This is a genomic window from Bacillus sp. UNCCL81 (genome assembly GCF_900112535.1).
In the GTDB taxonomy this organism is placed as follows: Bacteria; Bacillota; Bacilli; order Bacillales; family Bacillaceae_G; genus Gottfriedia; species Gottfriedia luciferensis_B.
In genome coordinates, this window is the sequence record NZ_FOMF01000003.1 from 661,986 (window position 1) to 685,011 (window position 23,026).

Consider the following 23,026-nt stretch of genomic DNA (forward strand, 5'->3'; position numbering starts at 1 on the left):
GAACAATAGTATGATACGCAGATTTTTTAAAAAGAAACAAACATTGTACCCTGCAGATAGTTACTCTAAGGAGTATATAGAAAATATGCTAAAAGCGAGTGAGTATGAATTAACAAGAATACCCACTATTTTTTCATTTTTATTAACTAGCTCTGATGATCTAAAAATTAGAACAGCAAAAGTTCTTTATGAATATGTCATTTCGTTAAACATTCTTGAATTATCAAAGCTTGATAACTTGTTTAGAGAAAGAACTTCATTAGATTGGTCATATGATTGGAGAAATGAATCCCCAGAGAATTTATTATTACCGGATATGTCTGATGATGAGAAGTTAATAATACTAGGATTATGTAGTTTTCATCCAAATGGATATTTTAGAGAAAAAGCGATACATTTATTAAATTTGGATGATTCAGGTAAAGAATTGCCTTATTTACTTATTAGATGTAACGACTGGGTTACAGAGATAAGAGAGACTGCTAAGAAATATGTCAAGATTCGATTAACAATTAAGAATGTAAATCACATCGTAAGTAATCTTCCACTATTCTTTAAGTTAAAGAACACGAAGCGAAATGATAATAGTGTCTTTGAAGATGTAGTCCAGTTGTTATCCCAAAAGGAATCGTTACCTTTTTTAGACGAGGGTACAAAATCAGACTTTACTAAGATTAGATATTTCTGTTATCAAACGATTATATATTCCAAATTAGTTAATAAAGAAATACTTATAAATTATCTTAAACTAGAAAAAGAACCTCACCCACGTCTTTTACTCTTTAATGAAATAATAGGTGATATTAGTGTTAATGAATTTAAAAACTATTACCCTATTTTGAAAAAGGATAAATTTCCAATGATTCGTGCAAAGGTATTAGAGAAATATTATTCTTTCTTTCCAGGTGAGAGCGTTTTAGAACTTGAAAGTGCACTATTAGATAAAAGTGGTACAATTCGATCTATTGCAAGATTCTTATTAAAAAAGCAAAACATAACTGACTTCGCTCCTTTTTACATTCGTATGATCAATTCGGAACAATTTCTTCGTGGAGCAATATTAGGGTTAGGCGAAGTAGGTAAGAAAGAGCACGTCCAGTTGATAATTCCGTTTTTAGGTAATCTTAATGTTTCAATAGTTAAAGCCGCTATCTATGCAATATCTATGTTAGATGGAGAAAATCAAAAGGAATATTTTATGAGACTGCTTGATCATAAACAAGAAGGAGTAGCTAATGCTGCTAGGAAATCATTAACTAAAGTTTACTATAATGATATGAAAGAACAATTATCTAATTTGTTTAAAGAAACTAAATATGAACATACAAAATATAATTTAGCTCTTTTACTTTGTTCACTATCTAAATGGGATGCGATTAACTATATTATTGAGTTTTATGTAAATACGGAAGATACTGTAATCTCAGATATAGGGAGAAAAAATTTTGTTAAATGGATAGGAAATTTTAACCGTATTTTTGATTCACCGACTATGAATCAAATTGAAGCTATTAAATACACATTAGCTAAATATGGTAGAAAATTAGAAAAACAAGAAGTAAAAGATATTGAATTCTATATAAAAGGGTTTCAATAATTTTGACTATGATACAAAATTTGTTCCATTTATTATGGAATCAGAAATTAATAATAGTTAGAGTTTCGAATGTTTCACTTAGACTCGAATGGTATAATTTAACAACATGATCGGCGCTGTTTAGTCGTTTTTTTTATTGAAGTAAATGTTAGTTTAGTGCAATAAGACATTTAGGTTTTATTAAGCTAAATTATTATGTATGAATCGTAACAGACGATTTCATTCAAGGAGATAAATATGAGTATGCAGAATGAATTAAATCAAATAGTCAAAGAAACAATTGCACCTTTATTTAAAGAAAATGGATTTAAGAAGAAAGGAAAAAACTTTGCTAAAATATTTCCTGACTTTGCCTGGACTGTTAACATCCAATCTTCTAAATGGAATACAAAAAATGAAGTAGAGTTTTTATTTAATACTGGAATTTATTGCGATAAAGTATATACCACTTTATCTGAAATGAAATCTCCAATATTTCCATTGGAATTATACTCGATGTTAAGACTACGAATAAGTGATATAAAAAATATACGTGAAAATTGGTATAAGATATCAGATAATACGGATATTGAAGAAATAAAAAAGCAGGTGGAAAGTGACATTGTAAATGTTATAATTCCTTATTTTGAACAGTATAAAACAGTCGAAGATATTATTAATTTTATAGAAATAATGGAAGAACAGGGGGAGTGGGAATGCCCACATCATTTAACACTTCTTTATCATTATTACGGTTATCCTGAAAAAGCACAAAAAAGAATGAAAGAAGTATATTTAACATCCAAGTTTGATACACAAAAAGAGTATATAAAGGAACTTTCCACAAAAATTGGAATAAACGTGAATTAATAGCATACCTTAGATAGTTCAATTTTTAAGAGATTAAAATCATAGTTTAAATGTGTTTGGAGGAAATTTTTTGAATGATTTAATTATAGATACTGTTGCATTTTCAAAAGAAGAATCTAACTTTGATACATACGAAATAATAGATGCAGATTGGAAAGATGAATATGGATTAATAGTACTTCTTAAGGAAAAAAAGAAGTATACCCTCTTCTTTAATGATGAAAATTTTCTTTCACTCAATCTTGAGGTAGATTTCCCAATTGTAAGATGGGTAGATAGGGAGACAATTGTTATTGTAGATTCTAGGGAAGAATTAAAAAAGGATAATGTTTTTATTTTAAATATGAATGGTATTATAGTAGATTCCTTTAACTGTGGAGATGGTGTAGAAGATGTCGAAGTAGGTAAGGAAGGGATTTGGATTAGTTATTTTGATGAAGGTGTTTTTGGAAGTGGAATTTCTACAGAGGGTTTAGTGTTATTCAGCTTAGAAGGTAAAGTGCTTTTTAGATATCACTCTGATTTATTTAAAGGTCCGATTATAGATGATTGTTATGCAATTTCTAAAGGGAAGGGATCGTCCATATGGCTATATCCATATTCTCAATTTCCATTGATACAACTATACCCTGAATCAAGAGAAATAAACACTTATAAAGTCCCTGTAAAATTTCGTGGTTCACATGCTATAAGCATAAGATGTAAGTATGCATATTTTTATGGTGGCTATAATTCAAAAGGTGAACTTTATTGTTGGGAAATTGGGAAGAAAAAACATGAAATGATAGGGAGAATCGATGGGAGAACAAGAGGATTAGGTAATGGTGAAAGTAACCATTTCATTTCTATGTCAGATAAATTGATAAGATTACATAAGATAATAAAAGATGATGAATTTACTTTTTCTTAAATATTGATTTATAGTTATTGAAAAGATTGTGAAGGTAAATGGAATCCATCCTCCATCCTTAGAAGTTAATTTCTTAATGACTAAATAAAAAGAACACTACTTTTTTAGTTACTCAAAAACCGTAGTGTTCTTTTCTATATTTTAAGCATATTTTAGATTTGAAGTTAAAGTTTATTTTTTGATAACAAGAGTTTCCCATCCATCATAATGACCACCGAAATGTTCTGAAGCTTCAATTAAGAAATCAGTTAATTCATCAATACTATCTACATCAACATGATCTTCTCTAGAAATACGGACAGTAAATTCATACTCTTCATCTAAATCTTCATCAATATTTGAATACTTTCCTTCAAAATTAAATCCTTCTTTTGCTATTTCGTTAATAAACTCATTTATCTTTATTTCATCATTAAATAAAATGAAATGTTCGACTTTACGAGGTAATTTTAATTTGTCACCTGATCTTTTTAATTGCTCAATTAATTCAGCATTACTTATATGCTGCAAGTGGTATTGATTTGGATAAAGAAATTCGAAATAATATTCCCAAAGTTCCTCTTCATCCATACCATACACTCCAAATGCGTAATTATTGGCTACAATGATTTGTTCAGCAACTTCAATTAGCATTTTAGGATCTTGTTCCGAAGTATAATAGACAAGTTCTCTAAAACCATCAGTCGTAACTCTTCCAACATTAAGGTAGAGTTTTGGATTAATTCGTTTTTCGATTTCCTTATTAACTTTTTCTAAAACTTTTAATTCATGTTTACTAGGAAAACCTCGTTCGTCTGGATTTTTTAATTGTAGTTTTATACAAACAATAGTTGGATAATCTTCAATATTTACTTCTTCAGTTACTTCCATATCTAATACTACAGTAGCAGGTTTATCATCTATAAAACTAAAATACGCATTCCAATACTCAGACATTTATATTTCTCCTAAATAAATTTGACTTTTATCGCTTAACACGAATTTCTAATTCCTCAAGTTTTAGTGACAATTTTTCTTCATTAATATTAATTTTTAAATCTTCAAATGTATATTCAGCAAAATGAGGTATATCAATTGTAATCGCAGAAAGCTCTTTACTAATAAAAGTAGAGTCCTTACCTGCTTCTAATTTCTTTTTGTAGCGATTAAATTTAGTATCAAGATTTTCCATATTTTCGTACAATTCTTCAACTGAGTTATAAAGTTGAATTAATGGAATAGCCGATTTTTCTCCTACTCCAGGGCAACCAGGTATATTATCACTTGAATCACCTAATAATGCTTTTACATCAACCCATTGTTTTGGATGGATTCCATAATCATTACTAAAGTGCTCTAAGGAGTATACAATTTCACCAGTTTTTTGAGCAATGATTTGAGAGGTATGCTCGTTTATTAATTGTAATAAGTCTCGATCATTACTATAAATATAGCATTTATTTTTTACAGAATTAGACCAATTATTTGATAAGGTTCCCATTAAATCATCTGCTTCATAAGGTGCCATTTCAAGTTGAGCAATACCGATTTCTTCTAATGCTGTTTTTAAAGTGAAATATTGTTCGATAAGTGGCGATGGTAGTTCTCCACGAGTTGCTTTATAAAAATCATATTTATTTCGACGATCTGTTTCTTCACGTTTAACATCCCAAGTAATTGCTAGATGAGTAATGTCATGTTCTTTAATTAAGTTAAAAAGCTTAGGAATAAAAACTCTTAATGCATTTATATAAACGCCATCTTTCGTTTTAGAAAGTTGTTCATCACTTCTGCCATAAGAAGTTGCAAAATAACCTCTACTTAATAAGTTAAAGCCATCAATTAATAATAAAGATTGATTTTCCATTTTATAAATCACCTAATATCTATATATTTAATATCAAAATGATAGCATATCCTACCGAAAATGATAACTAGTGTATTACTGCCAATTAGAATGAAAGTACCGATATTAAGCATATTTTATTGCATTCATGTGTAATGACATAAAACTTTCATTAGAATATAGAATTTTCTGTTTATTTATTAATTAACTTTTACTATAATGGAGTTTATATAAAAAAATGCAAAGGGTAGGTAGTTATATGGAGAAAGTAAAAAGTACTGTTAAGATTGAGGATATTTTAGTTGCCTATAATACGTTAAAAGAAGTTACGAATAAAACACCTTTGCAGATTAGTACAATGCTTAGTGAAAAATATGATTGTAACGTATTTTTAAAGCGAGAGGATTTACAAATAATCCGCTCATTTAAGCTTAGAGGGGCATATTACAAAATTAGCAACTTGTCTTATGAAGAAAGACACAAAGGGGTTGTATGTGCGAGTGCAGGCAATCATGCTCAAGGCGTAGCATATACATGTAATCAATTGCAGGTGTATGCGAAAATATTTATGCCATCAACAACGCCGAATCAAAAAGTATCTCAAGTGAAATTCTTTGGTGGACCATATGTTGAAGTTATCTTAATCGGTGACACCTTTGATATTGCTCATCAAAATGCACAAATTTATTGCAATGAAAATCAAATGACATTTATTCATCCATTTGATGATCAAGATGTAATTGCAGGGCAAGGTACAGTAGCAGTTGAAATATTAAATGAAATTGACCGTCCAGTAGATTATCTTTTCGTAGCAATCGGCGGAGGTGGGTTAAGCTCTGGGGTTGGAACATACATAAAAGGAATTAGTCCTTCAACAAAGGTAATTGGAGTAGAGCCGATGGGTGCTGCTTCGATGGCTGAATCGATTGCAAATGGACGAGTTGTAACCTTACCTTTTATTGAGAAGTTTGTTGATGGAGCAGCGGTTGGCCAAGTTGGCTATTTAACATATGAAATCTGTAGAGATGTACTTGACCAAGTTGTCGCTATTCCAGAAGGTGAAATTTGTACAACAATTTTAGAGCTTTACAATAAAAATGCAATCATTGCAGAGCCCGCTGGAGCTATGTCTGTATCAGCCTTAGAATTATTTAAAGATGAAATAAAAGGGAAGAATGTCGTTTGTATCGTATCTGGTGGAAATAATGATATTGATCGACTTCAAGAAATAAAAGAAAGGTCTTTAATTCATGAAGGACTAAAACATTATTTCATCATCAACTTCCCACAACGATCTGGCGCATTACGTGAATTTCTTGATAAAGTATTAGGACCAAACGATGACATTACGAGGTTTGAATACACAAAGAAAAACAATAAGGACAATGGGCCAGCACTAGTTGGAATAGAATTGGCCAATAAATCCGATTACAAAGCATTGATTGAGCGAATGAATTGTCATGAAATTCAATTCATGGAAATAAATAATAATCCAACATTGTTTAATTTACTTATTTAGACTATTTAATTACTATAGTGAAATAACCCACAAGGTAATATTTTCTTTGTGGGTTTTTGGTTTTATCATCAAAAATGCTTATGAACGTATCACTTCGAAGTATATAATTTGTCCGCATTTCTTCTTAAAGTATATTCTCAGAAAAATACAACACCCTAAAATTAAGAAAAGCTATCACTTAAAGTTCAACTATTCTCTGCTTCAAATTAGGCTAATTCTGTTTTAAATATTTTTGAAATCGTGGCACTTGACATCATAAACTACATAAAATACAATATTTCTAGAAATACTGAAATAAGCGTTGGTTTTTGAGAGGAGGTTAAAGTGGTGAACGATGATATTGCAGTAAAGGTTTATAAAGCATTAGGAGAATCTACTCGTTTACAAATTGTTAAAGTACTTGCTAAGCAATCTGAATTAGCTTGTTCAGAAATGAAAAATCAAATAAAAGTATCGGCCAATTCTACATTGACACATCATTTAAAACCATTACTTGATTGTGGCTTGCTAACAGTCCGCAAAGAAGGAACCTTCAGATACTATAGTTTACAACGAGAAGTTTTGGAAAAATATGCACCCGCTTTACTTTAAAAATAAAGCGGTATAATTTTACTTTATATTTCAGTATTTATAGAAATACCGAATAATCTAAGGGGGAAATGAATATGAGTTTAGTAAGCAAAGATAATACTAGTTGGGGAAAATTAGAAAATGGTCTAGAAAGTAAACTTTTTGAACCAGTAAAAATAGGTGCTTGGAATTTACGTAGTCGTACTGCAATGGCTCCATTAACAAGAAGTTTTGCAGATGATCAAACGGGTGTAGTTGGCGAGGATATAGTTGAATATTATCGCAAACGAGCTGCAGATGGCGTAGGTTTGATTATTTCTGAAGGAACAGTCATTAGTCCACGAGGAAAAGGTTACCCAGGTATTCCAGGAATTTATTCTGAGGATCAAATAAAAGCTTGGAAAAAAGTAACGGATGCTGTTCATAAAGAGGGAGGGACAATGATTTCTCAAATCTGGCATGTAGGACGATTATCTCATCACGAGCTTGCTGGAAATAAGCCACCTCAAGCACCATCAGCGATTCCTGCAGAAGGATTAGTTTCTCGTTTTCGTAAGCCGTATGATATACCTGAAGAAATGACTACTGAGGATATTAAAGAGGTAATCAATCAATATGCTCAAGCAGCTAAAAATGCCATTGAAGCAGGTTTTGATGGAGTCGAAATTCATGCTGCACACGGATACTTAATCGACCAATTTAATTCAGATGTTACAAACCATCGTACAGATCAATACGGTGGTGATCTTCCAGAAAGATTAACTTTCATGAAAGAAGTAATAAAAGCAGTTATCGAAGCAATTGGTACTGAAAGAACAATGATTCGATTTTCTGCTCATAAAGCTGATATTCCGGGTTATATGTGGGAAGACCCAGAATATGCAATTCGTACATTCATTGAAGCATTCAAAGAAGTTGGTGCAACTTTATTACATCCTTCGATTATGCAATTTGATCGTATACTTGCAGATGGTAAAACGATGCATCAGCTTGTTAGAAAGTACTGGGATGGAATTATTGTTGGAGTAGGAACGTTAAATCCTGAAATGGCAGAAAAAGCAATCGTTGAAGGAACAATTGATGTTGCTGCGTTTGGACGTCCTCTAATTTCGAATCCAGATCTTATACACCGTTTGAAAAAAGGTGAAGCAATTGAAGAATATGATGTTAAAAAGCATCTAAATGTTCTAATCTAAGCTTTAATTTGAATAGATAGTAAGAAGGAAGCTAATCAAGTGGCTTCCTTCTCTAAAGTTTACTATTTCGGTATTTATAGAAATATATAATTATGATGAAAGGAATTAGTTTATGACAAATAAAGGGAAAATTTATATTTTAGCAATGATCAGTTTTTTAGTAGGAACTTCACAATATGTTATTTCAGGTATCTTAGATAAAATGGCCGAAGAATTAGGTATTTCGATTGAAGCTGCAGGGCAACTAATTACGGTGTATTCATTAATCTATGCGATCGGTACACCGATATTAATGGCCGTATTAGCTAAAATGGAACGACGAAAATTATTACTATTTTCTTTAAGTGTATTTATTTTAGGTAATTTATTAGCAGTAATTGCACCTGGTTACGGTTTGTTTATGGTTGCGCGTATTATAATGGCATTAAGTGCAGGAGTTACAGTTGTAACTGTACTAAGCTTGGCTGCAAAGATCGCACCAGCAGATAAAAAGGCAAGTTCAATTGCAACTGTTGTCATGGGATTTACTGCTTCACTCATTATAGGTGTCCCAATTGGTAGATTTATAGCAGCTGCCTATGATTGGAGACTGGTCTTTCTTGGGGTTGCCATATTTGTTTTAATCTCTTTAGCAATTATCGTTAAAACAATTCCACAAACACATGGTAATCAACCGATTCCATTATTGCAGCAAATTTCATTGGTTAAACAACCAAAAATTGCATTAGCCTTATCTATTACATTTTTCTTAATGAGCGGATATGGCATCGTATTTACTTATTTATCACCGTATCTTATTCAAACTACTAAGATGAGCGATCATGTTTTAAGTTTTGCTCTTCTAATACTTGGTATAGCTAGTTTATTTGGATCTAAATTCGGGGGATTCAGTGCAGACAAGTGGGGGATTACGCTTACATTAAAACGAGGATTAGTACTTAATATATTATCGATTTTATTATTATCATTCATCTCTAGTTCAATCAATACAGTGATCATTATCCTTACATTATGGTCATTTTCTGGATGGTCATCTGGAGCAACACAACAATTTAACTTAGCAACAATTTCTCCTAAATCATCTGATGTTTTATTAGGTTTAAATCAGTCAATGATGCAATTAGGCTTTGCATTTGGTGCAGCAATCGGAGGGCTTGCAGTCAGTCAATTGTCCATCCGTTCAATTACATGGATGGGCTCAATTCCTGTAGTGGTTTCTTTAATCGTTACGGTTGGATTATCACGTTATTTAATGAATGAAAAGAAAATCAGTCAAGCCGTTGGCACACAAATAAGAGCTTAAATGGACTAATTTATAATTGGAAACTTAGTTTTGTGAAAAAATAATTTATACTTTATTGGGGCTGTCTTATGTGTCGGATAAATTGACAAATAGGCGCCCCTTTTTAATGTCGAAAATAGAATGTACGTGTGCTTTGATCGATCTTTTTTAGAGAAATTAAGAAATTTTTTAATGGATTTAATAAGAATCAGAGAAGTTTTGCTTATTTCGATATGAAAGGATCTTAACTACACAGATTTTAAGTCAAAATACCATTACCAGTATAGGTAATTATTTATTTTATTTGCGATTCTTTAGGATTTAATTGCAGATTTGGTAATTTTAATTGCGGTTTATGGATTTTAATTGCGGTTTTCGGATTTTAATTGCGGTTTTGGATTTTAATTGCGGTATACGGATATTAATTGCAAATTTGATAATTTTAATTGCCATTTTAAAATTTTATTTGCACTTCTCAAATGTTTATTTGCAACGCCTCATCTTTACACATTTCAAACATATTTTTACAGCTAAGACTTAAATCGACATGATTCTTCTTTCACCTCTTATTCACCCCTAGATATTTTACTGAAAAAACAAATTGAATAATATTCGAATTATATGAATCTTTATAATAAATTAAATTCAACCTTTTTCGAATAAATTTTAAATAAAAGTATTCCTAATGCAATGTAACCGATTTATAATTGAATTCGGAAAGCCTCAAATAAGCATATTGTAATCAGTACATAAAAAATTTTCTCTTACAAAAATGGAAAATAATAAAACGATAATTTTTTATATTTATTTAATAATAAGTAATAGATATAAAATGGGGGCTTACTCCTTTTAGATAAATAAACTTAATTAAGGAGCTGGTATTTATGTCAAGCAAGACATTAGAAGCATTTTTAACTCCACAGTTAGCTGAGTTAAAAGAGAAAGGGCTCTATAATGAGATTAACTCTTTAGAAGGTTCTAACGAAGCTACTATTCAAATTAGTGGTAAACAATTTATAAATTTATCTTCAAATAACTATCTTGGTTTTGCGACTCATCCTCGTTTAAAACAAGCTGCTATTGAAGCGACTGAAAAATATGGAGTTGGTGCAGGAGCGGTACGTACGATTAATGGTACGATGGATATCCACGATCAACTTGAAAAAGCGATTGCTGAATTTAAACATACAGAGGCTGCTATTGCATTCCAATCTGGTTTTAACTGTAATATGGGTGCTATTTCAGCAGTTATGACAAAAAAAGATGCAATTCTATCTGATGAATTAAACCATGCTTCAATTATCGATGGTTGCAGACTTTCTGGGGCAAAAATTATTCGTGTAAAACACCAAGATATGGATGATTTACGTGAAAAAGCAAAAGAAGCTACAACTTGTGGCTTATATGAGAAAGTTATGTACATTGCTGATGGTGTTTTCTCTATGGATGGAGATGTAGCAAATATTCCTGATATCGTAAAAATTGCTGAAGAATTTGGCTTAATTACATATATCGATGATGCTCATGGTTCTGGCGTTATGGGTAAAGGAGCTGGAACAGTTAAGCATTTCGGATTATCAGATAAAATTGATTTCCAAATTGGTACACTTTCTAAAGCAGTTGGTGTTGTAGGTGGATATGTAGCTGGTTCGCAACAATTAATCGATTGGTTAAAAGTTCGTGCACGTCCTTTCTTATTCTCTACTTCTTTAACACCAGCAAATGCTGCTGCATGTATTGAAGCAATTCGTATTATGTCTGAAGAACCAGAAAAAATCGACAAGCTTTGGGAAAATGGAGATTATTTAAAAGCTGGTTTATCAAAACTTGGATTTAATATTGGTGAGTCTGAGACACCAATTACACCATGTATTATCGGTGACGAAAATCTTACACAAGAATTTTCTAAACGTTTATACGAAGAGGGAGTTTATGCGAAGTCAATCGTATTCCCAACAGTACCACTTGGAACTGGTCGTATTCGTAATATGCCAACAGCTGCGCATACTAAAGAAATGCTAGATGAAGTTTTAGCTATTTATGAAAAAGTTGGTCGTGAATTAAACGTTATTCAATAATTTTAAAAATTAATTTCGATATATTTTATTACTATAAGGTGGACTAAGGAATGAAGAAAATATTAATTACTGGTTGTTTTGGACAAATCGGTTCAGAATTAACTATGCGTCTTAGAAATGAATACGGTAATGATAATGTTGTTGCGACAGATATTCGCCGTCTTGAAGGTAGTCCAATTTTAGAAACTGGTCATTTTGAAATTTTGGATGTAATGGATAAAGAAAAAATGTTAGAGATTGCTAAAAAGTATGAAGTTGATACTTTCATTCATTTAGCTGCTCTTTTATCAGCAGTTGCAGAAGCAAAACCTACATTAGCTTGGGACTTAAATATGGGTGGATTAGTGAATGCTCTTGAAGTAGCGAGAGAATTAAGCTTAAAATTCTTTACCCCAAGCTCAATCGGTGCATTTGGACCAGCAACACCAAAGGATAACACACCACAAGATACAATCCAACGTCCAACTACAATGTATGGTGTTACAAAAGTAGCTGGTGAATTATTATGTGATTATTACTTTGAAAAATTTGGCGTAGATACTCGCGGCGTACGTTTCCCAGGCTTAATCTCTTATGATACAGTGCCAGGTGGAGGTACTACTGATTATGCTGTTGATATTTATTACGAAGCATTAAAAAATAAGAAATATACTTCATTTATCGGTGAAGGAACATACATGGATATGATGTATATGCCTGATGCAATTGATGCAATTATTAAGTTAATGGAAGCAGATCCATCAAAACTTAAACATCGTAATGCATTTAATATCTCAGCGATGTCATTTGAACCAACTCAAATCGCGGCATCTATTCGTAAATTCATCCCTGAATTTACATTAGATTTCGACATTGACCCTATTCGTCAAGGTATTGCCAATTCATGGCCAAATTCAATTGATAGCTCAGCTGCAAAAGAAGAGTGGGGCTTCGATCCGAAATTTGATTTAGATCGTATGTCTGAAGATATGTTAAATAAATTAGCTGCAAAGTTAAACGTAACTCAAGCTTAATCAAAAAAGAAGGAGACAGTTGTCTCCTTCTTTTTATTTTCCCTTTTGTTTACTAATTCCTGTTTTTGGTATTTTGTTTAGTACTTTGACACAAACTTATCATGTATCAAGAATGAAAAATTAAAATGCTGTTAAAAAAGGAAGTTAGAAGATGAATAATTTAGATCACAAGGGTTTACCTTTAACGATTAAAGAGATTAAAACTGCATATGAACTTTTAGGGGGTAAAGTTCGAAAAACACCATTAGTAAAATCATTTTATTTAACTTCAAAGTCGGATGGAGAAATTTATTTAAAACTTGAAAATATGCAATTAACGGGCTCATTTAAATTTCGAGGTGCATTTAACAAAATTTATCATTTAACTGATGAAGAAAGAAGTAAAGGAATTATCGCATGTTCAGCTGGTAATCATGCACAAGGTGTAGCATTATCTTCAAAGCTATTACATATTAAGAGTAAAATCATCATGCCTTCATCTGCACCAAAAGCAAAGGTTGAAGCAACAGAAGGCTACGGATCAAATATCATTTTATACGGTGATACTTTTGATGATGCGAAAGACTATTGTGCTAAAGTACGAGACGAAACTGGTGAAACATTCATCCATCCTTATGATGATATTTACATTATGGCTGGTCAAGGGACTATTGGGATTGAAATTTTAGATGATCTTTGGGATGTTGATACAATCATTGTTCCAATTGGTGGTGGTGGCCTTATTTCGGGAATTGCAGTCGCTTTGAAATCATTTAACCCTTCAATAGACATAATTGGAGTTCAAGCTGAGAATGTACATGGCATGAAAGCATCAATAGACGCCGGAGAAATAGTGAGTAACTATATTGCTCCTACAATAGCCGATGGTTGTTCTGTTAAAGTTCCAGGGAAATTAACATATGAAATTGTAAAAGAATTAGTAAGTGAAATAATTCTTGTAAGTGAGGATGAAATAGAAGTAGCAATGAAGGATTTACTACAGCGCGGTAAAGCAGTTGTGGAAGGTTCTGGTGCACTAGCGACAGCAGTAATTTTATCTGGTAAAGCTTCAAAATATATAAGAGATAAAAAAGTAGTAGCGATCATATCGGGTGGTAATGTTGACCTCGAGAGAATTTCCAGTGTTTGTGAACATTTCTTTGGAAATGAAGTAAAGTGATTTATTAAGAATGGGTGATCCGATTGTCGGAAAATAAATTAAGAAGAGAAATGGGATTTATTGCAGCTTTAACTACTGTAATTGGTACTGTAATTGGTGGTGGGGTTTTCTTTAAAGCCACAGCTGTATATGGCGCAACTGGATCTGCGAGCTTAGGCTTATTAGCATGGATTATTGGAGGCATTATTACAATTTGTGCTGGTTTATCAGGTGCTGAGCTTGCCGCAGCAATTCCAAAAACAGGAGGAATGATTGCCTATTTAAAGCACACATATGGAGATCTGACTGCCTATTTACTCGGATGGGCACAAACGATTATCTATTTTCCAGCTAATATTGCCGCTCTCTCGATCATATTTGGTACGCAAGCAGTTTCCATCTTTGGTGTCCCTGCCAATTCTAATCAATTCACTGTAAGTATTATTGCTGTAGTTACTGCAATTTTTATCACTTTAATGAATTTTTTGGGAGCAAAAACTGCTGGTAGTATTCAATCACTTTTTACGTTTTGTAAACTAATACCGTTGGCGATTTTGATTATATTTGGATTATTACATGAAGGAAATGTAACTTTTCAACTTTTTCCAGTTGAAGTAGGAAGTGATCGAAGTTTTTTACCAGCACTTGGATCAGCTTTACTTGCTACGATGTTTGCATACGATGGTTGGATACTCGTAGGAAATATAGCCGGAGAAATGAAAAACCCTAAAAATGATTTGCCAAAAGCAATCGTATTTGGCTTAGCAGCTGTAATGGCTGTGTACCTTTTAATTAACATATCCTTTTTATTTGTATTAACCGCAGAACAATTAGCTAGTACATCTACACCTGCCACTGAAGTTTCGAAAGTCTTATTCGGTAACTTTGGAGGAAAACTCGTCTCAATCGGAATTTTGATATCTGTATTTGGCACAATTAATGGCTATACAATGACAGGTATGAGGGTTCCATATGTAATGGCTAGAGAACAAAAACTTCCTTTTAGTAGTTGGTTTGGTAAATTATCTAAAACTGGTGTTCCATATAATGCTGGTCTATTTATCCTAATAGTTGCCATATTTATGATGTTTATAGGTGGATTTGACTTATTAACTGATATGTTAGTATTTGTCATTTGGATTTTCTATACATTAACATTTATTGCGGTTTATATTTTACGAAAACGGGAACCAGATCTAAAAAGACCATATAAAGTACCTTTTTTACCTTTAGTTCTCTCAATCGCAATAATTGGGGGGATCTTTATAGTCGTTAATACACTAATGACGCAAACTATTTTAGCTTTTTGGGGAATTGGTTTAACGTTAATTGGACTTCCTGTTTATTACATGTTAGGGAAAAATCATGTTGTCGTAGATGATGAGTGAAAAAGGTAGGAATTTTTCCTACCTTTTTGAATGTAACCATACACTAGTTATTAATTTTTATGGATAACAATTATGGCTGCCTCATTGGAGTCTTTGAATAAACCAATAAAATGCCAACACAAAAATAAGGCAAGACATTGAGACCACCATTTTACGATACCATGGGAAACGTCGTAGCAAAAGCAAAAAAGGAAGTAAAAGGCAGAGGACCATGAGCTGGCCAACTTCCACACCTAAATTAAACGTCAGGAGAGAGCCAAGTTGATTACTCTTTGGAAGTCCAGTTTCAGCCAAGGCTCCGGCAAAACCCATACCATGAATCAAACCAAATATGGCCGTCAATAGCCATCGCCATTTTGCCTTTTGAACAAATATGTTTTCTACTGCCACATAACAAATTGTCAGGGCTATCAAGGATTCGACCCAGTACGGGATGACGTGAATGCGACCGGTCGCCACTAGGAATAGTGTAACGCTGTGGGCGATTGTAAAAGCAGTAACAATCTTCAACGCATCCTTGAGTCTAGTTGCGATTAATACTAAGGATAATAAAAATAGCAAATGATCATAACCTGACAAAATGTGTTCGATTCCAAGCTTAAAGTATTTCCACAAAACAGCGCTAATATTAGGCTGGGGAAGATCATTAGGAGGATCCTTAGGAAGGTTGATCATAATATCTCTATTAGTGCTATCAATCATATTCTGCTGAAAATAATCCCCTACATGGACCATGAGTACACTTGTATGAGCAGGCACATCGTCAAACACAAGATCGTAATGAAGATTAAATTGTTTGATGTTTTCATCGGCGATAAACCTCATTTGATATTCCATGCCTCTTATAACACCCTTTTGCGCCATGTTCATCGAAACCAATTCCATTGTTAAGGGCTTTGAATCCACATCTATGCGAAGGCCTTTCTGTAGATAGGATTCGATTTTTTGCGTGGCCGATTCATCATTCACCAGATTATCTAAGTCAGTACCGAAATGTGGAAACAAGTCCTTTTGTTCAATAAAAAGATCATAGAGAATCTCGTTCCCTTCAATGTTTAAATCTGAGTAGCTCATATCTATGGAATGAGCATGTGAAGTTTTGGTTGGCCCCAAAATTAATAGGAACATGATGACGAATATGGACAGAAATGAACGCTGCTTCATAGTAGATCCTCTTTTCATGAAATGTTAGTATTACAATCTGCAAATAGTTATTCCTGTTACGAACGTTCAATCTGCAATCTGAACATGTTGAGCCAATATCCCGTTGCAGAGCAAGGAAATGCAGCTTTAGTACGTCTTTGAAACTATTAATATTCCAAATGGATGAGGGGGAGAAAGGTGATCTCCCCCAGTTTCATTACTGATCCATCCTAAATTTTGCTAATGTGATGACACCTGCGTGAATACTTTTGGTTTCAAACACTTGAATTGCTCTACTTTTGAGTCAATACATATTGAGAGTCTAGCAGCAATATTCAGCTGCTTTGCTTGAGATTTGCTCCCGCTTTGAGCCTTCAATTCATTTACAAAGCTGATCAAATCGTTGTCTGCCAATTTTTCCAGCAGACTATCGGTAATACTGTTCCTTTGGCAATCCCTACTGTTATGCTCTTTAACGTCACGGTTGAACGACTTGGAATGTCTTGCGATCCACTACCGTATAACCGTCATTGAGTAAAAAGAGTACATCATAAGTCCCAGGGGCCAGTCCATTGTTTAAACTAACTCTTCCAGATCCAGGCGTTAAATAACTCCATCGCAAAGATGCACCGGCGTCTGGAGGAACAGCTCCGGTTTTGTATATGCCGACCCAATCTTTCCCGTTTAACGCTGCCCCAGTATAGGATAAGGTAATAGCTTCCCCTTGGATGTACTGGGATTTGTCTAGTGTTATTGGGCCTGTAGATACTCCAACTGCTTGAACAGTTACATTAATGCTTGTTGTCAATGGAACGCTGTTCGGGTTTTCAACTCCGGAAGGCAGGGTTACGGTCCCTGGCACCGAGAAGGTCTGCTCCGTCTTGATAGCCGGATCGTAGCTAACGCCGCTTAATTCCCAAGTCACACTTGCGTCCACATTTCCTCCATCGGTTGCAAGAATTACTTTTGTGGGCAATCCAAGAGCTTCCGCTGTCTTGGCCGTTCCGTTGTTCGCAGATACCGATGCAGGCGCAGGTATGCTGTTTAAATTAACATTTTTACCCTCAATGTCAATGTCCTGAGAAGAACGGTTATACATGGAATCGTCGGCAAATACCCTGAGTATATATGGAGTAGTCGGCGACAAATCTGTAAATTTATAATGCCTGTATTCATCGAATGGCTTGTCTAGCGGAAGCGAAAGACTGTTAAACGATTTTTCAACTTTACCGTTGAGCTTGTTGATAAGCTGAATATTATATTCCAAAACGCGCACATTGTCATTTGCTTGCTTTATTGTAAAAGCAAGTTCGTTGTTTTTGTAGGAATCTACCGTAATACCTTCTTCAAACTGTGGAGCTATGAGTTCTCTTATATCGCTTCTGCTATAGGTAAAGGCCTTTTTGCCTTCACCGACGATTTTTACAGAAGGTATGCCTACATATTCATCTGTGCTTAAATTATATTGTTTGATGATAATTTTTGAACCGTAAACCTCTAAGAAATTCACGATGCGAGGCGTAGTTTTATAGTTGATATACGCACCTTCTAAATATCCGCCGTACGGACCGTCATCAATATAACTTGAATATGAACTCGCACCGCTGTCGAGAAACGTAGCCGAACCTTGATAATGAGAACGTTCGTCGGTCGGGTCGTATTGCGTATGCCCTGACATATAGACTACCTGCGACAAGTCATTGTCGGCAATATACTGACCTACATTATTACTTGCTGCGCTGCTCCATCTACCTGACCATACTGTTCCGCTTATAGGGTAGTGAGAAGATAAAAATATAGGTTTTTTTGGATCGTAATCTGCTTCTGTTTTAATTTGGTTGAGTAATTCTTTGGTTTTCCCAACGGTATTGTCGTTGTTATAATTTCCGTCAAATCCAACAATATTATATCCTTTTACCTTTACCCTATAGGCACTATTAAAGAAGTTGTTATCGTATGAATTCGTTGAGGCGTTCCACGCGCCTGCCGAACCGACAGGAATAAATTTTTCAGCGCCGCCCATATCATGGTTGCCTCGTACCATATAAAGCTTTGTATTGTCAAACAGACCTTCACCTTTCAGTTTATTGTAAATGTCTGTCATATTTTTCATCCACACATATTCATTGGCGTTGTTACCGCCAGTAACGTCGCCAGGAATAAAGAGTACGTCGGCCTGTGGGAATAACCTTAGTTCTGTTCTGTAATCTTTTTCAATGCGCGCAATTGTTGCGGGATTAGCACTTACTTCCGGGTCGCTGTCCACAATCATATTTAAACCTGCAGGGGTTAGCTTTTTATTACTTTTTTGGTAGATGAATATGGCATTGTTTAGTTCCCGTTCGTAATAATTAATGGTTTCCTGTGTATATAAATTTACTTTTTGAGTGGTTGCAACCTTAGTTGCCGTATTCAAAACCTTTTTCAAATAATCAAAATCGGTTTGGCTGTAGTCGTTACCGAGACCGTCCGTTACTATTTTATTAGCTTTTGAAATTGTGTCGTTAAGTGCTTTCAAATCTACTTTATTTACAGCGTAACTATTATAATTAGCTTGAACCATTTCACTGCTAAATGCACCTTTCCAAACATTCAAATCAGCTATATCGAATGAATTTCCGCCATTTTTGCCTATTCCGTCGCTACCTATATTTAATGGGTTCGATGTATCTAAACTTCCTACCCCGAGTGAAGTTTCGGTCATTTTGTAACCATCAATATACAACGATCCGAGCATTTTATCCCTATCTACAACAAATGTCACGTAACGCCAATTAGAAGCATTAAACGTATCACGCCCAAATTTTACTGATGATGTAGGGAATCCTAAATTCATATTGGCCGAATTGGCTGATGTAAATATAGCCCAACCTTCGTTAGAGCTCTTAGTAAAATCCTTGTTTGATAATATTACCTGATTATTGTTAGTGTCACCCTTATACCAGAAGGATGTTGTAAAACTGTCATTACCAAAATTCAAGCTATGCTTCGTACCAACATAATTCCCGTCACCGCTTTCTAAGTGAAGGGCTTTGGTCCCGGGTAATACACCGTCTACATAACTATAATTTCCTTTCCCTTCCAAATTTTCTTGATTTGCATCGTCCTTTAAATTATGATCGAATTTCATCGATGCAATAAGTGGGGTGGCATTTAATACTGCGTTCGTTGGCAATGAAGTTTTTCTGTCACCATTTGATGGTAAACTAACTACAACGCGCAATTTTTTACCAATATCATTTAACGTTACGGTGTAGCTTTTTGATGTACCACCAGATTTTACATTAATATATTGATCGCTGATACGTGATTCCTGTACTTGCCATTGAAATGTTAGATTTTTGCCCATTGAACCATGACCCATGGTTACATTGGCGGTGATCGTTTGTCCGCTAACCGGCTGCATATTGTCGATTTTAACGAGTTTGGCACCCGAATCGTTTGCAAGTGCGTCTGTGGTGTTTGATAATATAACGAATATCATCGTTAATACGAGAGAAATAGATAAATATTTTTTCATTACAGAAAACCTCCAGTAATTCTAATTTTCTACGATTACCGCGAATTGTTCTAAATAAGAGACAAACTTTTCTTTTGACTTTTAAATGAATATCACTTATCTGAAATAGCCGTTTGTCGTCTTGATTAGATGGAAAAATTCGTATAATAACGGAGGGGGGCCCCGTTAATATCGAATTTTGTTGTCCCTCACTTGATGGACAGAATTGAGCAAAATTCGTATGCTTTGATCTTTTACAACTATCGGTACATGATTCCACCCAATTTAACATTTCAACTCACTGAACATATTCCGAAAATATTAGGTGAATTCGACGTAGTAAAGCTTTTTACAACAATTAATAAGCTGTGAAAAATAGTTAAATATCAATAAATTATTACTCCTCCTTTTTCAAATGAACCTTTCTTAAGACTTCTTCTCAAAGCGAAGACAGCCTCAATTTAGAAATTCTGATTTTTTTTCAGTAAGATGGTGAAAAATATCACATGGACAATTATATAAGCACTATGTAAATTAAATATTAATTCTAAATTATCTATTATTAATTAAACGATTTGTGTTAAGTAATACTTAATGATAAAAACGATTAAACTTAAATGTTTTCCTGCAAAAAGTAATCAAATAGAAATACCAAAGACCTAAAACTATATACTCCTCATTCCTCTATCATTAAGCTAGAATTGATCTTTAACATTTAAATAAATGCAAAAGAGTTCAAGAAAAACTACATTCTTGAACTTAAATAGATGAATTTGAAATCATGTCTGCTATCATTATTTTTCGTGTTCCTATCGATCGTCGATCCTTCTAGATTAAAATAATCTGGATATAATTGATAAAATTAGCCAATAATTATACATCTTAATTATTGACCATATGTAAAGTAAACTTGAATTTTAAGTTAACCAATTAATCGTATAAAGATATTCTTAATAATGATTTACATTATAGGCACAACCTGAAAAGAAAACTTATGAAAAACCAGATACTCCTACCGATTTCGGATTAAAAAATGAATGTGAATCACATTAGGATGATTAGATAGTAAATGTTATTTCACACGAAAAAGGAGCAATCGTTATGGGATTGCTCCTTTTTTTATATTCCATCTCTAGACAAATTTTAAGAATTACTTATTTCATGAAATGTGTTTTCATTTGAATTAGTCGTGGTAAAATTTAAAAATCTAAAAGATGTAATGACTCCAATCAATAAAAACAAACTTGCAATGATTGGCGGTAAAAGATGATAAAAATCAGTGTACCCAATCATAAAATGGACTCCAAACGCAGTTATAAACGCGGGTAAACTCCCGAACAATAATGTCCACCAGATCCATTTTTGATTATGTCTGAATCCCCATAATGAAATCATGAGTACTAGTAAGCCAACACTTACTAACCCACCTCCAAATCCGGCGCGATCATGTGAGATAACAGGTATTAAGTGTTGATTAAATGCATTCAACTCAGAAGGTGTTATACATAGATAATTTAAATCTGTTTTCACAAAGGTAGTAGTGACACCTACAAATGAAATAATACATCCTCCGAGTATGATCGAAAATCCTAATATAATAAAAAATAATTGACCTATTAAACTAAACTTCCAATCTCTATTATTTGTTAGATTTTCAGATTCCGGACTTCTATTTAAGCCTCTAGTTTTAAAAAAACCAAGTAAGAATGGTATTAATAAAACTACCCAAAATAAAGCGTGTAACCAATCAAAATACCCATATCCTATAAATAAAAATATCGCTAAAAAACCTACGAACGCACTAGTATCAGATGCTTTCTTTGCCCAATGATAATGATGTTTAATTCCATTTCTGGCTAATGACATGAACAATATTCCCCCTGACATAATCGTCCCAGAAAGTGTCATCCGATCATGTGACATAAAGGGGAGAAGCCGATCATTAAACTGTAAAATTACATGACGTTTAATCGTTAAAAAGTGCTCATCATATGGAAGGACAATGGAAGTTAAACTAATAAATAAAGCAAGTAATCCTCCAATAAACATGAAAAGTCCAAATAAAAAGTACCATTTCCATCCGTCACTTAAACTAGTCATCTCTTTTTTACTTCTATACATTATCGCTTCATTAATCCGTTTTGGTAGACCAGGACCACTGAGCACATATCCATGAGTTAAAAATACTAATGATGATCCAGAATCAATTATTTCTATTGCATCAAACGGCTCAACAACTCCACCTTTTGTAAAAATTGGTTTCTCAAACTGAATTGATTTTAACTTTTGAATAGTATTTATTAAGCTGTTTTTTTGCTCTATATCAGTAGTAACTGGAGGTTCTTCAATCAATATTGAATCGAATGGATAATTTTCTTGTTTAAGAAGAATATCAATTTCATTTGAATAAAATGATAGACAAATAGGTTTACTAGAAGCCCAATTATTTTTTACTAAATCCATGGCCAAATCAAACTCTAGGATGAATAAATCAACAAAATCTGAAAGCCTTGATTCGATCAGTTTAAATTCTTCAAAACTCCCAACTATTCTAGCAAAAATGGGAACCTTCTTATGTATTTTAGAAAGTTTATGAACTGTTTGTTCTACGGTTAGTACTTTATTTTCCTCTGTTCCGATTAATTGGTTAAGTTTGAAATCAATGAGCGGACTTTGGCTTGTATAAGAGTCGTTTATTGAAATAGGACCGATTTCAATCACACCAAATCCTAAATTCATAAAAGCGTTTGTGCCAGATAGATAGGGGTCAATCTTAGAGGCCAATCCAATTTGATTTTTAAGTTTCAAATTATGAATCTCATTTTTAAGGGAGCTGTCTGTGTTTAAATGACCAAGAAATTCGATTAGATTCGGACCAAATGGAAAAGAAGAGATTTTATTCATGCTACTATGAATGAATTCTCTTGAAACTTTAGAAGGAAGCTTTGAGAGCATTGGTTTAAAAATTGTATGATAAGACCAATCAGGCATCGTATAACCTCATTTTTTTTAAGATTAC

16 protein-coding genes are annotated in these 23,026 nt (G+C 33.4%); 11 read left to right on the top strand and 5 right to left on the bottom strand.

Annotated features, from left to right (window positions below; all coding sequences use genetic code 11):
* The first annotated feature begins 10 nt into the window (after positions 1-10).
* From BM319_RS08960 to BM319_RS08970, 3 genes are all read left to right on the top strand, one after another.
* Positions 11-1,597, top strand: coding sequence for a HEAT repeat domain-containing protein (locus tag BM319_RS08960; protein WP_091022199.1), 1,587 nt, complete (start codon positions 11-13; stop codon positions 1,595-1,597).
* Between the two features lie 243 nt (positions 1,598-1,840).
* Positions 1,841-2,446 carry a DUF4304 domain-containing protein gene (locus BM319_RS08965; RefSeq protein ID WP_175403507.1) on the top strand — a complete coding sequence of 202 codons (606 nt, stop codon included), beginning with the start codon at positions 1,841-1,843 and terminating at the stop codon, positions 2,444-2,446.
* A 70-nt stretch (positions 2,447-2,516) separates the two neighbouring features.
* Positions 2,517-3,356, top strand: a complete 840-nt coding sequence (locus BM319_RS08970) for a YxiH-YxzG fusion protein (protein ID WP_025568395.1) — start codon at positions 2,517-2,519, stop codon at positions 3,354-3,356.
* Positions 3,357-3,527: 171 nt separating this feature from the next.
* Here BM319_RS08970 and BM319_RS08975 read toward each other — a convergent pair whose 3' ends face one another.
* Together BM319_RS08975 and BM319_RS08980 are read right to left on the bottom strand one after the other, a co-directional pair.
* The gene (locus tag BM319_RS08975; RefSeq protein ID WP_025568394.1) at positions 3,528-4,292 is read right to left on the bottom strand and encodes a DUF695 domain-containing protein; all 765 of its coding nucleotides are present in this window, start codon (positions 4,290-4,292) and stop codon (positions 3,528-3,530) included.
* A gap of 28 nt (positions 4,293-4,320) precedes the next feature.
* On the bottom strand, positions 4,321-5,202 hold the full coding sequence (locus BM319_RS08980) for a 5'-3' exonuclease (protein WP_025568393.1): 882 nt from the start codon (positions 5,200-5,202) through the stop codon (positions 4,321-4,323).
* Positions 5,203-5,440: 238 nt separating this feature from the next.
* On the opposite strand from BM319_RS08980, the gene ilvA reads away from it, so the two are divergent.
* The 8 genes from ilvA to BM319_RS09020 all read left to right on the top strand — a co-directional run bounded on the left by ilvA (position 5,441) and on the right by BM319_RS09020 (position 15,365).
* Positions 5,441-6,700, top strand: a complete 1,260-nt coding sequence (gene ilvA, locus BM319_RS08985) for a threonine ammonia-lyase IlvA (RefSeq protein WP_025568392.1) — start codon at positions 5,441-5,443, stop codon at positions 6,698-6,700.
* Between the two features lie 327 nt (positions 6,701-7,027).
* The gene (locus BM319_RS08990; RefSeq protein ID WP_084006945.1) at positions 7,028-7,291 is read left to right on the top strand and encodes an ArsR/SmtB family transcription factor; all 264 of its coding nucleotides are present in this window, start codon (positions 7,028-7,030) and stop codon (positions 7,289-7,291) included.
* Between the two features lie 74 nt (positions 7,292-7,365).
* Complete coding sequence (locus tag BM319_RS08995) at positions 7,366-8,466, top strand: alkene reductase (RefSeq protein ID WP_025568391.1); 1,101 nt, start codon at positions 7,366-7,368, stop codon at positions 8,464-8,466.
* A gap of 112 nt (positions 8,467-8,578) precedes the next feature.
* On the top strand, positions 8,579-9,769 hold the full coding sequence (locus BM319_RS09000) for an MFS transporter (protein WP_025568390.1): 1,191 nt from the start codon (positions 8,579-8,581) through the stop codon (positions 9,767-9,769).
* An 863-nt stretch (positions 9,770-10,632) separates the two neighbouring features.
* The gene (locus BM319_RS09005) at positions 10,633-11,826 is read left to right on the top strand and encodes a glycine C-acetyltransferase (protein WP_025568389.1); all 1,194 of its coding nucleotides are present in this window, start codon (positions 10,633-10,635) and stop codon (positions 11,824-11,826) included.
* A gap of 50 nt (positions 11,827-11,876) precedes the next feature.
* Entirely contained in the window at positions 11,877-12,839 is a 963-nt protein-coding gene (locus BM319_RS09010) for an L-threonine 3-dehydrogenase (RefSeq protein WP_025568388.1), read from the top strand.
* A 151-nt stretch (positions 12,840-12,990) separates the two neighbouring features.
* Complete coding sequence (gene tdcB, locus BM319_RS09015) at positions 12,991-13,998, top strand: bifunctional threonine ammonia-lyase/L-serine ammonia-lyase TdcB (protein WP_025568387.1); 1,008 nt, start codon at positions 12,991-12,993, stop codon at positions 13,996-13,998.
* Positions 13,999-14,048: 50 nt separating this feature from the next.
* Positions 14,049-15,365: an APC family permease gene (locus BM319_RS09020; RefSeq protein WP_439097790.1), complete on the top strand. Its 1,317-nt coding sequence runs from the start codon at positions 14,049-14,051 to the stop codon at positions 15,363-15,365.
* Between the two features lie 81 nt (positions 15,366-15,446).
* Here the strand turns inward: BM319_RS09020 and BM319_RS09025 are convergent, their stop codons facing one another.
* From BM319_RS09025 to BM319_RS09035, 3 genes are all read right to left on the bottom strand, one after another.
* Entirely contained in the window at positions 15,447-16,529 is a 1,083-nt protein-coding gene (locus BM319_RS09025; protein WP_025568386.1) for a HupE/UreJ family protein, read from the bottom strand.
* A gap of 457 nt (positions 16,530-16,986) precedes the next feature.
* Positions 16,987-20,028 (bottom strand): LamG-like jellyroll fold domain-containing protein, encoded by a 3,042-nt coding sequence (locus BM319_RS09030; RefSeq protein ID WP_025568385.1) that lies wholly within the window; start codon positions 20,026-20,028, stop codon positions 16,987-16,989.
* 1,122 nt (positions 20,029-21,150) lie between these two features.
* Positions 21,151-22,998: a dihydroorotate dehydrogenase gene (locus BM319_RS09035; protein WP_069034410.1), complete on the bottom strand. Its 1,848-nt coding sequence runs from the start codon at positions 22,996-22,998 to the stop codon at positions 21,151-21,153.
* Between the last annotated feature and the right edge of the window lie 28 nt (positions 22,999-23,026).